15 protein-coding genes are annotated in these 13,959 nt (G+C 62.9%); 10 read left to right on the top strand and 5 right to left on the bottom strand.

The features are described from left to right. Window positions 1-18: 18 nt before the first annotated feature. The 6 genes from gap (at window position 19) to EOB49_RS14305 (ending at window position 7,328) form a co-directional block, all read left to right on the top strand. Complete coding sequence (gene gap / locus EOB49_RS14330) at window positions 19-1,029, top strand: type I glyceraldehyde-3-phosphate dehydrogenase (protein ID WP_127381337.1); 1,011 nt, start codon at window positions 19-21, stop codon at window positions 1,027-1,029. A gap of 217 nt (window positions 1,030-1,246) precedes the next feature. Further along, a complete protein-coding gene (locus tag EOB49_RS14325; RefSeq protein ID WP_127381336.1) occupies window positions 1,247-3,136 on the top strand; it encodes a potassium/proton antiporter in 1,890 nt (629 codons plus the stop codon). Window positions 3,137-3,283: 147 nt separating this feature from the next. Then, a complete protein-coding gene (locus tag EOB49_RS14320) occupies window positions 3,284-4,480 on the top strand; it encodes a phosphoglycerate kinase (RefSeq protein ID WP_127381335.1) in 1,197 nt (398 codons plus the stop codon). A gap of 139 nt (window positions 4,481-4,619) precedes the next feature. Next, window positions 4,620-5,645: a class I fructose-bisphosphate aldolase gene (locus tag EOB49_RS14315; protein WP_127271757.1), complete on the top strand. Its 1,026-nt coding sequence runs from the start codon at window positions 4,620-4,622 to the stop codon at window positions 5,643-5,645. A 166-nt stretch (window positions 5,646-5,811) separates the two neighbouring features. Then, window positions 5,812-6,552 (top strand): thioredoxin family protein, encoded by a 741-nt coding sequence (locus EOB49_RS14310; protein WP_127381334.1) that lies wholly within the window; start codon window positions 5,812-5,814, stop codon window positions 6,550-6,552. A 62-nt stretch (window positions 6,553-6,614) separates the two neighbouring features. Then, window positions 6,615-7,328: an SGNH/GDSL hydrolase family protein gene (locus tag EOB49_RS14305; RefSeq protein ID WP_127381333.1), complete on the top strand. Its 714-nt coding sequence runs from the start codon at window positions 6,615-6,617 to the stop codon at window positions 7,326-7,328. Window positions 7,329-7,349: 21 nt separating this feature from the next. Here EOB49_RS14305 and EOB49_RS14300 read toward each other — a convergent pair whose 3' ends face one another. Continuing rightward, window positions 7,350-7,511 (bottom strand): hypothetical protein, encoded by a 162-nt coding sequence (locus EOB49_RS14300; RefSeq protein WP_023810961.1) that lies wholly within the window; start codon window positions 7,509-7,511, stop codon window positions 7,350-7,352. A gap of 116 nt (window positions 7,512-7,627) precedes the next feature. Further along, window positions 7,628-8,575, bottom strand: coding sequence for a ring-cleaving dioxygenase (locus EOB49_RS14295; RefSeq protein ID WP_127381332.1), 948 nt, complete (start codon window positions 8,573-8,575; stop codon window positions 7,628-7,630). A gap of 299 nt (window positions 8,576-8,874) precedes the next feature. Here EOB49_RS14295 and EOB49_RS14290 point away from each other — a divergent pair, with 299 nt between their 5' ends. The 4 genes from EOB49_RS14290 (at window position 8,875) to EOB49_RS14275 (ending at window position 11,042) form a co-directional block, all read left to right on the top strand. Further along, window positions 8,875-9,042, top strand: coding sequence for a hypothetical protein (locus tag EOB49_RS14290; protein WP_013529241.1), 168 nt, complete (start codon window positions 8,875-8,877; stop codon window positions 9,040-9,042). An 82-nt stretch (window positions 9,043-9,124) separates the two neighbouring features. Next, entirely contained in the window at window positions 9,125-9,715 is a 591-nt protein-coding gene (locus tag EOB49_RS14285; protein ID WP_127381331.1) for a DJ-1/PfpI family protein, read from the top strand. Window positions 9,716-9,787: 72 nt separating this feature from the next. Next, window positions 9,788-10,195: a hypothetical protein gene (locus EOB49_RS14280; protein WP_127381330.1), complete on the top strand. Its 408-nt coding sequence runs from the start codon at window positions 9,788-9,790 to the stop codon at window positions 10,193-10,195. Between the two features lie 127 nt (window positions 10,196-10,322). Further along, window positions 10,323-11,042, top strand: coding sequence for a YafY family protein (locus EOB49_RS14275; protein WP_013529238.1), 720 nt, complete (start codon window positions 10,323-10,325; stop codon window positions 11,040-11,042). Window positions 11,043-11,104: 62 nt separating this feature from the next. On the opposite strand, the gene EOB49_RS14270 is transcribed toward EOB49_RS14275, so the two are convergent. The 3 genes from EOB49_RS14270 to EOB49_RS37610 all read right to left on the bottom strand — a co-directional run. Then, window positions 11,105-11,800: a DUF1013 domain-containing protein gene (locus EOB49_RS14270; protein ID WP_023810957.1), complete on the bottom strand. Its 696-nt coding sequence runs from the start codon at window positions 11,798-11,800 to the stop codon at window positions 11,105-11,107. A 306-nt stretch (window positions 11,801-12,106) separates the two neighbouring features. After that, window positions 12,107-13,153, bottom strand: coding sequence for a hypothetical protein (locus EOB49_RS14265; protein ID WP_127381329.1), 1,047 nt, complete (start codon window positions 13,151-13,153; stop codon window positions 12,107-12,109). Window positions 13,154-13,223: 70 nt separating this feature from the next. Then, the coding region (locus tag EOB49_RS37610) for an autotransporter domain-containing protein (protein WP_245472695.1) at window positions 13,224-13,959 on the bottom strand (736 nt) is incomplete at its 5' end.

Here is a 13,959-nt window from a genome sequence, read left to right as displayed (position 1 = left end):
ACTCCCAGGGAGAGAATTATGACCGTCAGAGTTGCCATCAACGGATTTGGCCGCATCGGCCGCAACATCCTGCGCGCCATCCATGAATCCGGCCGCAAGGACATCGACGTCGTCGCCGTCAACGACCTCGGCCCGGTCGAGACCAATGCGCATCTGTTGCGCTACGACAGCGTGCACGGCCGCTTCCCGCATGAAGTTTCGGTTTCCGGCGATCAGATCACCGTCGGCAAGGAAACGTTCAAGGTCACCGCGATCAAGGATCCGACGCAGCTACCGTGGAAGGAACTCGGCATCGACATCGCGCTCGAATGCACCGGCATCTTCACCGCCCGTGACAAGGCAGCGGCACACCTGATCGCCGGCGCCAAGCGCGTCATCGTTTCGGCCCCTGCCGAAGGCGCCGACCTCACCGTCGTCTACGGCATCAACCACGACCAGTTGACCAAGGATCATATCGTCATCTCGAATGCCTCCTGCACCACCAACTGCCTGGCGCCGCTGGCAGCCGTGCTGCATGAGACGGTCGGCATCGAAAAAGGCATGATGACGACGATCCATTCCTACACCGGCGACCAGCCGACGCTGGACACCATGCACAAGGATCTCTACCGCGCCCGCGCCGCTGCCCTGTCGCAGATCCCGACCTCGACGGGTGCCGCCAAGGCGATCGGGCTGGTGCTGCCCGACCTCAAGGGCAGGCTCGACGGCATCTCGATCCGCGTGCCGACCCCGAACGTCTCGGTCGTCGACTTCAAGTTCATCGCCAAGCGGTCGACCACGGTGCAGGAGATCAACGACGCGGTGATCGCCGCCTCCAACGGCAAGCTCAAGGGCATTCTCGGCGTCACCCATCATCCGAACGTGTCGATCGACTTCAACCACGATCCGCGCTCCTCGATCATGGCGCTCGACCAGACCAAGGTGATGGACGGCAACTTCGTGTCGGTGCTGTCCTGGTACGACAATGAATGGGGTTTCTCCAACCGCATGGGCGACACATCGGTCGCCTTCGGCAAGACCATCGCCTGATCACAAGCTCTCTTTTCGAGACTTGGAACGCCCGGCTTTGCCCGGGCGTTTTTCATGAGCGCAGCTTGCGCCTTTCCAAATTGTGTCCTGGACGCCAAAACATCCAAAAATCAGCGGCATAGGCCAAAAAGCCACCCTGCCGCCTTGCACTGGTCACGTCTTCGCCCCACTCTCTCGCAAAGCAGGAGACAGACGAATTTGAGGGGCTGATTTCAGGATGGAGCATGCGATCTATCTCGTCACGCTGGTCGGCACAGCGCTTGTCGTCGCCGCCGCGTTTTCGAGCCTGATCGCCTTCCGCTTCGGCGCCCCTCTTCTGCTCCTGTTTCTCTGCATTGGCCTCGCCACCGGCACCGACGGACTCGGCATCCAGTTCGACAACGCCCGCATCGCTTATTTTGCCGGCTCACTGGCGCTGGCCGTCATCCTGTTCGATTCCGGTTTCGGCACGCCGCTCAACGCCTTGCGGCAGGCTGCAGGCCCGGCTTTGTCGCTGGCGACCTTCGGCGTGCTTGTCACCACCGGCCTGTTCGGCGTCGCCGCCCATTATCTGCTCGATCTCACCTGGCTGGAATCCTTCCTGCTCGGGGCTGCCGTCGCCTCCACCGATGCGGCGGCCGTGTTCTTCCTGCTGCGCGCCGGCGAGATCAATCTGCGCGAACGCGTGCGCTCGACGCTCGAGGTGGAATCCGGCACCAACGACCCGATCGCCATCTTCCTGACCATCACGCTGGTAGAGATCATCGCCGCCCACGCCAACCCCGAAACCAATGTCCTGGTCACCAGCCTTTTCCTCGGCTTCCTCCTCAACATGGGCCTTGGCGCTGTCGTCGGCGTGCTCGGCGGCCTCGCCATCGTGCGCCTCGTCGACCGGCTCAATCTCGACCACGGCCTGCTGCCGATCTTCGTGCTGACCTTGTCGCTGATGGTGTTTGCAGCCGCCGGCGCCATTGGCGGCTCGGGCTTCCTGGCGGTCTATATCGCCGGCCTCATCTCGGGCAATTCCGATATCCGCGCCGTCACCATCCTCAAGCGCTTCCAGGACGGCATGTCATGGCTGGCGCAGATCATCATGTTCCTCATCCTCGGCCTGTTCGCGACACCGTCGCAATTTCCGGCGATCATGGTGCCGGCGGTGCTGCTCGGCCTGTTCCTGATGTTCATCGCCCGCCCGATCGCGGTCTGGCTCTGCCTGATCCCGTTCCGTCTGCCGCGCCCCGAGGTCGCCTTCGTCTCCTGGGTCGGCCTGCGCGGCGCGGTGTCGATCCTGCTCGCCATCACCCCGCTGCTGGGCGGGCTGGAAAACGGCCGTGTCATCTTCAACACCGCCTTCATCATCGTACTCGTGTCGCTGGTCATCCAGGGCTGGACAGTCGGACCGCTGGCGCGCCGCCTCGGTCTGATCGTGCCGGCACGGCTCGGACCGCTGGACAAGGTCGAGCTGGAACTTCCGGGCTCGGCCCATCACGAGCTTCTTGCCTATCGCGTTGCACACGGCAGCCCGGTGGCGCGCGGCGAGCGCATCCCACGCTGGGCGCGACCCTCGCTGGTGTTGCGCGACGGCCGCTCGATGCGCTTCCAGGACATGGGCCGGCTCGCCGCCGGCGACCAGGTCTACATTTTCGTGCCGGACCGCTATCCGCGCCTGCTCGACAAGCTGTTCGCGAGCCGTGCAGTGGTCGATCCCGAGGATGCCGATTTCTTCGGTGCCTTCGCCGTCGACCCCGCACGCTCCGCCGCTGAACTGGAAACGGCCTATACGCCAGGCCTGACCGAAGCGGAGCAAAAGCTCACCGTTGGCGCGCTGGTCACGGCGCGGCTCGGCGGCCATGCCGAATACGCCGACCGCGTCCTGCTCGGCCCGATAGAACTGATCGTCCGCGACGTCGACGACAAGGGCAAGATCATAGGCCTCGGCCTCTCGTTCGAGCCGACCGCGCCGGTGGCGCGGGTGCCGGTCTTCCTCAGCGCCGGCGAAATCGGCGATCGTCTTTCCGCCTTCATCCGCAACTGGCGCAAGCCGACCGAGACGCAGGAGGCCGAGGCGCGGGCGGACGAAAAGCAGGCCCCGGAGCCAGCGCCGGAAAAGGCAGCAACCGAAAGCTGACAAACCCGCTATTGAGCGCTGCCATTCATCCGCGCCGCCGGTGCAAGATCGTGCCCACTTCAAAATTTCGGTTCGAGCGCGCCCTAAGCCTTGCATCGACACCGATGCGGGGTATGGTCCCCCGGTTTTTCGCGAAAGGAACCCCGCATGGCCGCCTTCAAGACACTCGACGATATCGGCAACATCAGCGGCAAGCGTGTGCTGGTGCGCGTCGACCTCAACGTGCCTGTCACTGAGGGCAAAGTCACCGACACCACCCGCATCGAACGCATCGCGCCGACCATCGCCGAGCTGTCAGGCAAGGGTGCCAAGGTCATCCTGCTCGCCCATTTCGGCCGACCCAAGGATGGTCCCTCGCCCGAATTCTCGCTGGAGCCTATCGCCAAGGCGACAGCTGATGTGCTTGGCCGTCCCGTCGGGTTTGCCTCCGACTGCGTCGGCGACACGGCCGGAAGCGCTGTCGCCGCCATGAACAAGGGCGACGTGCTGCTGCTCGAAAACACCCGCTTCTACAAGGCCGAGGAGAAGAACGATCCGGCCTTCACGGAAAAACTCGCCGCCAATGGCGATATCTTCGTCAACGACGCCTTCTCGGCCGCGCACCGCGCGCATTCTTCGACGGAAGGCCTGGCGCATCTGTTGCCAGCCTTTGCCGGCCGCACCATGCAGGCTGAGCTTGAGGCACTCGAGAAGGGCCTGGGAAAACCGGTCCGTCCGGTCGTGGCCATTGTCGGTGGCGCCAAGGTCTCGACCAAGATCGACCTGTTGATGAACCTGGTGAAGAAGGTCGACGCACTCGTCATCGGTGGCGGCATGGCCAACACCTTCCTTGCCGCGCGTGGCACCGATGTCGGCAAGTCGCTGTGCGAGCATGATTTGGCCGCGACCGCCAAGCAGATCATGATCGAGGCGGCCGAGGCCGGCTGCGCCATCATCCTGCCTGTCGACGGCGTCGTCGCCAGGGAGTTCAAGGCAGGCGCGGCCTGCGAGACCGTCGCCATATCGGATGTACCGGCCGACGGCATGATCCTCGATGTCGGCGCCAAAACCGTGACGACCATCGGCGAATGGATCGACCGCGCCGCGACACTGGTCTGGAACGGCCCGCTCGGCGCCTTCGAGATCGCGCCCTTCGATCATGCGACGGTGGCGGCGGCCAAGCATGCGGCGGCGCGCACCAAGGAAGGCAGGCTGGTCTCGGTTGCCGGCGGCGGCGACACGGTGGCGGCGCTCAACCATGCCGGCGTCGCGGACGACTTCACCTATGTCTCGACCGCCGGCGGCGCTTTCCTGGAATGGATGGAAGGCAAGCCACTGCCCGGCGTCGACGTGTTGAAGCGCTGAGGCTCCGAGGCGAGGCGATCAACACTCGGAGAGCGAACAAGGCTGCCCGAGGCTTTCAATCGATTCGAGCTTTCCGATGCCATTCCTTTGGCGGTAGACTTCCGTTAAGCGCGGAACAACCGTTTCAGGAGAAGCAACAATGAGCGAACGTCTCGAAGACATTGCCGCCGCAATCGTCGCCGACGGCAAGGGCCTGCTGGCCGCCGACGAAAGTTCCGGCACCATCAAGAAGCGCTTCGACGTGATCGGCGTCGAATCGACCGCCGACAGCCGCCGTGACTACCGCGAGATGATGTTCCGCACCAGGGAGGCGATGACCCGTTACATCTCCGGCGTCATCCTCTATGACGAGACGATCCGCCAGAAGGCCGCCGACGGCACGCCGCTGGTCGACATCATCAAGGCGGCCGGCGCCATCCCCGGCATCAAGGTCGATGCCGGCGCCAAGCCGCTGGCCGGTTTTCCCGGCGAGACCATCACTGAAGGCCTCGATGGCCTGCGCGAGCGCCTTGCCGATTACTACAAGCTCGGCGCCCGCTTCGCCAAATGGCGCGCGGTGATCGATATCGATATCGCCAAAGGCGTGCCTTCGGGGACCTCGATCGGCTCCAACGCCCATGCGCTCGCCCGCTATGCCGCCCTTTGCCAGGAAGCCGGCATCGTGCCGATCGTCGAGCCGGAGGTGCTGATGGATGGCGCCCACGACATCGACACGTGCTACGACATCTCGAAAGCAACGCTGATCAAACTTTATGACGAACTCCATGCAGCGCGCGTCGTGCTGGAAGGGACTATCCTGAAACCGAACATGGTGCTGGCCGGCAGGAAATCGGGCAAGGTGAGCAGCCCGGAAGAAGTCGCCGAAAAGACTATAAAGCTGTTCCGTGAGACTGTGCCCGCAGCGGTGCCGGGCATCGCCTTCCTTTCCGGTGGCCAGGAGGACGAAGAGGCGACCGCAAACCTCAACGCCATCAACGCCATCGGGCCGCACCCGTGGAAGCTGACCTTCTCCTATGGCCGCGCGCTGCAGGCCGCGCCACAGAAAGCCTGGAGCGGCAAGGCCTCGAACGTTGCCGCCGGTCAGGCCGCCTTCACCCATCGCGCCCACATGAATCATCTGGCCGCGCTCGGAAAATGGAAGGCGAGCCTGGAACAGGCCGCCTGACCACAGTCCTTTCGTCCTCCTTCGAACCCGGGCCGATGCGCCCGGGTTTTTTTGTTTGTGACTTGCCGGGCTTGGGGCGGAGCCTCTCCGTCCTTATTTCCTCTCGGGCGATGTCGGGTTGTGCTCATCCCGAACGTCCTTGGAATGACACTTCAGGGAGAGGTTCATGCATCGCAACAAGATCGTTTCGCGCGAAGACTGGTTCCAGGCGCACAAGGCACACCTGGCCCGCGAGAAGGAACTGACGCGGTTGCGCGAGCGTGTTGCCGCTGAACGGCGTGAACTACCCTGGCTGAAGATCAGGAAGGATTATGTCTTCGAGACCCGGCAAGGGCCGAAGAGACTGGCCGACCTGTTTGCCGGCAACAGCCAGCTGATCGTCTATCACTTCATGTTCGGGCCGGGCTGCGTCAATCATTGCGAGGGCTGCTCATTCCTTGCCGACCATATCGACGGCGCCAATCAGCATCTGCGGCATCACGACGTGTCGCTGGTCGTGGTTTCGCGCGCTCCACTGGCGGAACTTCTGCGTTACAAGCAGCGCATGGGCTGGAAGTTCGACTGGGTGTCCTCCTATGCCTCGGATTTCAACTTCGACATCCAGGTCTCCTTCACCGACAAGCAGATCGCCGCCGGCGACACCACCTACAATTTCGAGACCCGTCCACGGACATCGAAGGAGCTTCCCGGCACCAGCGTTTTCTACCGGGACGAGACCGGCGACATCTTCCTCACCTTCATGTCGCGCGCCCGCGGCGGCGAGGCGCAGATCGGCGCCTACGACTATCTCGACATGACGCCGAAGGGCCGCAACGAAAACGGCCCCTATCACGGACTGATGGATTGGGTGCGGCTGCACGATGAATATCAGGGCAACCAATCAGGGCAGGCGAGTTGCTGCGATTGAAGATCGTTCCCGTCAGCCGAAACATGCGCTAAGGCTGCCGCGGATCGTTTAACGGTACTGTCATGCTCTTCCCGGCCCTACTCACCTGGCTCGCCTTCCCGGTCTATATCTGGCAAGGCCTCGGCGTGCGACGCCGCACCACGCGCATGCTGCCGGCGCAAGGGCCGGTCATGCACGAAATATCAGGCAAGGCGCCTGATATCTCGCTTCTGGTGTTGGGCGATTCCTCCGCCGCTTCGGTCGGCATCGGCAATTCGGAAGATGGGCTCGCCGCGCAGCTCGCGGTGCTGATTTCACAAAGCACCGGCCGCGCCGTGCGCTGGCGGGCGGCCGGCTTCAATTCGGCAACGTCGGGCCAGATACGCGACCATGTCCTGCCCAATCTGTCGGCCGATCCGTGGACGCATATCGTGCTGGCCATCGGCACCAACGACACCAAGAATTTTCACTCCGTGCCGCGCTTCAAGAAGGAGTTCGGTGGCCTGCTCTACGGCCTGCGCGCCAAATGGCCGGAAGCGCGCGTGGTGTGGTCGCCGGTGCTCGAGTTCACGCGGGCGCCGGCCATGCCGCCGCTGCTCGGAAAGATCCTCGAGATTCGCGCCACCGAAATGAACCGGATGGGCGAACGCCTTTGCCTGGAGCGCGGCGCGGTGCCGGCGCCGCGCCTGCCGATCACCAATCCGGAAGCCGGCTTTGCCTCGGACGGCTTTCACGCCTCGGAAGCAGGCTACCGGGCCTGGGCCGAGCATCTGGTTGGCCCGGTGCTTGGCAATTGAGCACCGACGACAAGTGCCGTCCTACGTCAAATGCCCGAGCACGGCCGCCAGGGAAATTGCGGCCATGGCGAGCAGTGCCAGTTTCCAGAAATCACCACGTCGCTTGAGGCCCGGCCAGCCAAGCGGCTTGATCAGCTGGATGACCATGAAACCGACGATGACAAGGGCGAGGAATTTCGTCATGCCGCCTTTGACCAGCAACGCGCCCGGCTGTCAAAGCACGTCGTTCATTGCCTGAGAAAGAACGACGCCGCGATCCTGGGTCAGAACGCGGCGCCCGCCTGCGGCTGGCAAACGATCTACTTCAGCGGCTTGAGGCCAGCCTCGATCGAAGCGCGCTTCGGTTCGAGGAATGGCGGCAAGGCGAGGCTTTCACCCAACGTTTCCAGCGGCTCGTCGGCGGTGAACCCCGGTCCATCGGTGGCGATCTCGAACAGGATGCCGTTCGGCTCGCGGAAATAGAGCGAACGGAAGTAATAGCGCTCGACCTCGCCGCTCGACGGCAGGCGGAATTCGGCCAGCCGCGCCGTCCATTGATGCAGCGTTTCCTGGTCCGGCGCCCTGAAGGCAACATGGTGAACCGCACCGGCACCTTGCCGTGCCGGCGCCAGTCCCGGCTGCACCAGGACATGCAGCTCCGCCGCCGGCCCGCCCTCGCCCATTTCGAAGACGTGGACCTGACCCTCCGGCGAGGCATAGTCGCGCGCCTTGCGCATGTTCATCACCGTGGTCACCACCGCCTCGGTGTTGGTGATGTCGGGAACGCTGATGACGATCGGCCCGAGCCCGCGTATCTGGTGCTCGGCCGGTACCGGGCTTTGCGCCCAGGGATGGCTGCCGCCCTTGCCGCCATCGCTGACCAGGCGCAGACGCTGGCCCTCGGGATCTTCGAAGTCCAGTGACGCATAACCGCCGATGTCGGCGATCTCTCCTGTTACCAGGCCTTCGTCGGTCAAGTGTTGCTTCCACCAGGCAAGGCTCTCCCGGCTGCCGACCCTGAGGCTGGTCCGCACGATGCTGTGCGTGCCGCGCCGCTCGCGGCCGACCGGCCAGTCGAAGAAGGTAAGGTCGGTGCCCGGTGTCGCTTCGCCGTCGGCATAGAAAAGGTGGTAGGCCGAGGTGTCGTCCTGGTTTACGGTCTTCTTGACCAGCCGCAGACCCAGCACCTTGGTGTAGAAATGAAGATTGCCGGGCGCATTGGCGGTGATGGCGGTCAGATGGTGGATACCTGTCAGTTGCAAGCTCATCGTCGTCTCCCTGCTGTTGGGGAAGAATTTTCTCCCTTCATATCAGACCTGCGGTCACCTCGCTGAAGGCCTCGTATTCCGACAGTCCGTCGCCGGAAGCTGAACAGCGGCGCCGAAAACAACGCCGTCGCCATGAACAACCGGAAGTCGCAAACCTGCCTTGAGGCACCGTTCGATGGCGAAAGCGATGCCTTGCCTGCGGGGCCGCACCTTTGTCTCGCGCCCTGACATCCTCCTGACAGACTGCTGTCAGGAGGGGTATGCGATAGTGCCTCTACACAGAGAGAGGAGACTTAGCCATGAACGGTTACACCATTCTGCGCGGCATGCAGCACTATGTCGGCAAGATCCGCACGATGCGCAACGAGATCCGCACCCAGCGGTTCATGAACTCGTTGCCGGCGGACATTCGCAAGGATATCGGCTGGCCGGATATGTATGCGGACCGTGGCCCTCGCGGCAATTGAAGTCAATTTTCGACCGGCGATTGGATGTGGGCGCGTCAACGCCCAGATAACAGGTCCGGTGCGTGAGGATGGGAGCGAGCTTATGCCCGAACAGAAGACGATCGGTTTCCTTTTCATCGAAGGTTTTGCCGACTGGGAATATGGGCTTCTGGCGGCCTCGGCGGTCGAGTGGTTCGGCGCCCGTGCCATGTCGCTAACACCGGATGGCAAGCAGGTGACTGGCATTAGCGGCTTTCGGCTGATCCCCGATCGCTCAACAGGCGCCAGCGAGAATGCCGATCTCGATGCCATTGCCGTCATTGGTTCCGACCAGTGGACGAGCAAGGCACAGCCTGATGTAGGCAACCTGCTTGCCGCCATTGCATCGCGCGGCGGTGTGGTCGGCGGCATCTGCGCCGGCACGCTGGCGCTGGCCCGCGCCGGCCTGTTCGAGAAGGCCAAGCATACCAGCAATGGCCGCGAGTGGATCAAGGGTCATGAAACCGGTTATGCCGGTGCCGAGAACTACCAGGATGTGCCGCATGCCGTAGCCGACGGCAAAATTGTTTCCGCGCCGGGCTCGGCGCCGGGCACCTTCGCGCTCGCCTTTCTGAAGACGCTCTACCCCGAAAGAGGCAGCGATCTCGCGCGGATGCGGACACTGTTTGCCAAGGAATATGCTGAAGGCTCCTGACAGTATGCTGTCAGGAGGGCCGTGCAATGGTGTCAGCTTCGGACACCGCGCATTGGCGTCAAAGGACGATCGATGAAGAGTTGGAACGACAGACTGAGCACACCAGGCATCATCGGCGTGAAGCCAACGCCACGCACGATGGCCGATGTCATCGAAGGCCAGCTTATGCTGGTGCCGACGGCGCGCCAGGTTGATGATTTCATCCGCTCGATTCCCGAAGGCATCGAGATAGATGTGCGTGCGCTACGGACAGCACTTGCCATCCAGCATGGCGCCGAAGTGACATGCCCGGTCACCATAGGCTATCATCTGCGCACTGTTGCCGAAGCCGCCAACGAGGACCTCCAGCGCGGCATGGCGCTGAGTGACGTGGCACCGTTCTGGCGCGTGCTCGATGCGAAAACACCGACGACGAAGAAACTGTCCTTTGGCGCGGAGTTCGTCGCCGCGCAGCGCAAGCGCGAAGGGCTGAAACCATGAGGCACGCGCCCAAAAGTGTTCTGCGGTTTTGGGATAACGGCATGCGCGAAAACACGGTGCCGTGCCGTCCAAAAGTGGACATCAGTTTTGGGCGACATGCATAGAGACAACGCCGAGGGACCATACGATGCGCCGCGCCGACAGGCTCTTCCAGATCGTGCAGCATCTGCGCGGTGGCCGACTGGTCACCGCCCAGAAGCTCGGCACGTGGCTCGAGGTTTCCGAGCGAACCATCTATCGCGACATTGCCGATCTGCAATCGACCGGGGTGCCGATCGACGGCGAGGCCGGCGTTGGCTACATGATGAGGGAGGGTTTCGACCTTCCGCCGCTGATGTTCACACGTGACGAGATCGTCGCGCTGGTCGCCGGCGCCCGCATGGTGCGTGCCTTTGGCGGTGCCGCCATGGCGAGGGCCGCCGACGAGGCGCTGGTCAAGATCGGCGCCGTATTGCCCGATGCCGAGAAAGACCGCATCGCCCGCACTGAGATCCACACACCGATGTGGGTGGTCAGCGACGCCGCCCGCGAGGCGATCGACCTGATCGAGCGCGCGGTCGAAAAACGCCAGGTGCTGACCATCGACTATTCCGACGAGGCCGGCCGCGGCACAGCCCGCGATATCCGCCCGCTCGGTCTGTGGTTTTGGGGCAAGGTGTGGACCCTGGTCGCCTGGTGCGAGATGCGCGACGATTTCCGCGCCTTCCGCATCGATCGCATCGCCTCCGTGGTCATCGCCGGCCGCATCTTCAAGCCGGAGCGCGGCAAGCAGCTTGCCGACTTCTACCGCGCGGTGGAGCGCAGCGAGGACTATGGCATGGCGCCGGACCGCGCGGCGCGCAGCTGAAACCTGACGCAGCTACAAAAAAAGCCCGCTCGAAGCGGGCTTTCTTGGAATATCAGACAACCTCACTCGTCGTCGTCATTGTCCGTGTTCTTCGACTTCAAGGCCGAGAGCTTGGCGAACACGGCATTGGCGTCGAGTTCGGCATCCTCGTCCTTCGGCTTTTCGGGAGCCGGCACCAGCCGCTCGGTTAGGGCCGCCGGCAGCAGCGTGTCGCCGACCGGCTGCGCCTGTTCGCGGCCGCGCGAGGCGCGATTGACTTCCATGTCGAGGTCGATCTGCGAGGCGAGGCCCAACGTGACCGGATCCATCGGCTGCAGATTGGCCGAATTCCAGTGCTTGCGCTCACGGATCTGTTCGATCGTCGACTTGGTGGTGCCGACGAGACGCGAGATCTGCGCGTCCTTGAGCTCGGGATGGTTGCGCACCAGCCACAGAATCGCGTTCGGCCGGTCCTGGCGCTTCGACAGCGGCGTGTAGCGCGGACCCTTGCGCTTGGATTCAGGCACCCGCACCTTGGGATCCGAAAGCTTCAGGCGCTGGTTCGGATCCTTCTCGGCACGGGCGATCTCGTCGCGGGTCAGCTGTCCGGTCATGATCGGGTCCATGCCCTTGATGCCTTGCGCCGATTCACCGTCGGCGATTGCCTTGACCTCGAGCGGGTGCAGCCCGCAGAACTGCGCGATCTGCTCGAAGGAAAGTGCGGTATTGTCGACCAGCCAGACAGCGGTCGCCTTGGGCATCAGCAGCGTATTGGCCATTTTACAAATCCTTCTCGTTCGCCCGCGTTCCCGCGCGGGCGGTGGTTTAGAGCCACCAAAATGGGAAATTCGCGGTCTGTATAACCGCTCTCGGGTCGTTTCGCAACGTTTTTGGAACCAAAGACCGCACCGCGTGCGCTGCGCGCTCAAGACCGCCGGATCGCCCGGAGCGCGGCCGCCCCCTGTTCGATGGACGGCACAAAAATCGCGCGTCGGCTTTCCGGCCTGCCGGTTATCGGCCCGACAGTTCCACCTTATCCCGGTTCGAATGTCTCGAAACGGTGGCGGCCCAGTTATCATCCAGGTTCAGTAGAATGGCGAATATGGCTCCAGTCCCGCTCGCGTGAAGATGGAAATGGGGTGGTCAATTCGCGCGACAACGCCCGCCCCCAAATTGATGCCCGTCCCGTCGCAAACACTAAAGACTTTCGACCGCGTTCCGATCAGCACATGGACCGGCTTTCCTGCCTGGACGGGATATGTACTGTTGTGAATGAAAAGGACCCCGCTCGCTTGTAGCGTGTCGTGCGCATTGCCGTTGCTGCTCGAAATTTCGACGTAGTCGCGACCCGCGAATGAATTGTTCGTCCAGATGCCGACAACTCCTTCCACCGAGAGCCAACCATTCGCCCAGCCGTCGGCATCGCGCGGATAGTATTGTCTGAACAGGCGATAGGTCACGCGGTCCGATAGCCAGAAAACCGTTACGTAGCCGTCCATGTCCGGCACATAGGTGAACCAGATGCCGGTCTCGCTCGTTGCGCGCAGGCCATCCGAATCGTATGGATCCAGATTGTTGGCACTGACGAAATCCATTGAGAGCGGTACCGGATCGGTCACGGCATGATCGTAGAGTTGGGTGAGCGTCCACCGTCCATTATAGTTGAACCACTTGTCGAAGTAGGTTCCTCGATCGACCGTGTTCAGGTCGATCCTCTGCAATTCCCCCCGTTCGACCGGACCAAAAGGAACGGGCCCCAGGTCCGGTATATCGAGGCGTGGTATCATAACCGTGCTGGTCGCTGGTCGTTGCGACAATCTGCCTAGATCGAGCAAGGATCCTGTTTTGCCAACCGCCGATCGCACTTTCCGCGCAATCAGGTCCGACCGATAGTCTCGCCAATAGTGTCCAGACCGGATCTTTTCGAACGCGACCATCTCTTCGATCAGATGGTCGACGTCTTTGGCGGAGCGTCTTGCCTTGGAAAGGAAAGCGTTCTGCTTGCCAAGCAATTTCTCTCGCGCCTTGGCCTCGCCTTCCAGAAGGTCCGTGTCGAATGGCAGTCTACATCCCTGTGTTGGGGCAAAACCGCTTTCATGCTTCGTGTGGAAATCGACCTTTGACTTGACCATGCAACCTCCAGCAGTTTCTTGCCATTACCGTGGTGACGGTGCGCTTCTTGCTGCTCGCCACCTGTTGCCGTCAGAACTTCACGGCGAGATCGACCTTGGCGCCCTGGTCGACCGTGCCGCCGCCGAATTGGCCGGTGTAGGACAGGCCGAGCTTAGCGTTGGAAGCGAGGTTGAAGTCGAGGCCAGCCTCGATGACGGCGCTGTCCCTGGCGATCGGCACCCCGGCGATGGTGAAGGCGTCGCCGCCAGCGAAGGCGAAGGTCGAGGTCGGCGTGACGTCGCCGAAGGCATGACGCCAGCCGAGCATGCCGCGCACCGTGACGTTCATGCCGCCAAACGCGAAGTGCGAGGAACCGCGCAGGCCGAGCGTGGTGAAGGTCGCATCGGTGGACGTACCGGCGCTGGTCAGTGCCGCATCGCCACCGTCTTCGGTGAAGCCGTCGGTATGGACGCTGACATAGGCCAGGTTGGCGAACGGTTCGAACCTGAATTGTCCGGCATCGGCCTTGTAGGCGAGTTCGCCAAAGACCTGCGCGGTGCCGGCATCGTAGTCGGCCGACAACCCATCCGTAAAGCCGTTGAAAGCAACCGAGCGTTTGGTCGACAGACTGCTCCAGGAGTAGGCGGCGCCGGTGCGGAAAGCGATGGCGCCCCAGTTGGTGCCGCCATAGAGGCCGAGATGATAGCTGTCGCTCTTGCCCGAAGAGTTGCGATCGTCGGCATCGAAGCTCGAATGGCTGTAGCCGCCGAGCAGGCCGACACGCTGGTGGGCGGCTGGCGCGTCGGCGCCCGCCAGCAGGCCCCCC

This window comes from Mesorhizobium sp. M7A.F.Ca.MR.148.00.0.0, from assembly GCF_003997735.1.
Lineage (GTDB): Bacteria > Pseudomonadota > Alphaproteobacteria > Rhizobiales > Rhizobiaceae > Mesorhizobium.
The sequence above is the reverse complement of the archived record's forward strand: the minus strand, read 5'-3'. Positions and strand labels throughout refer to the sequence as shown.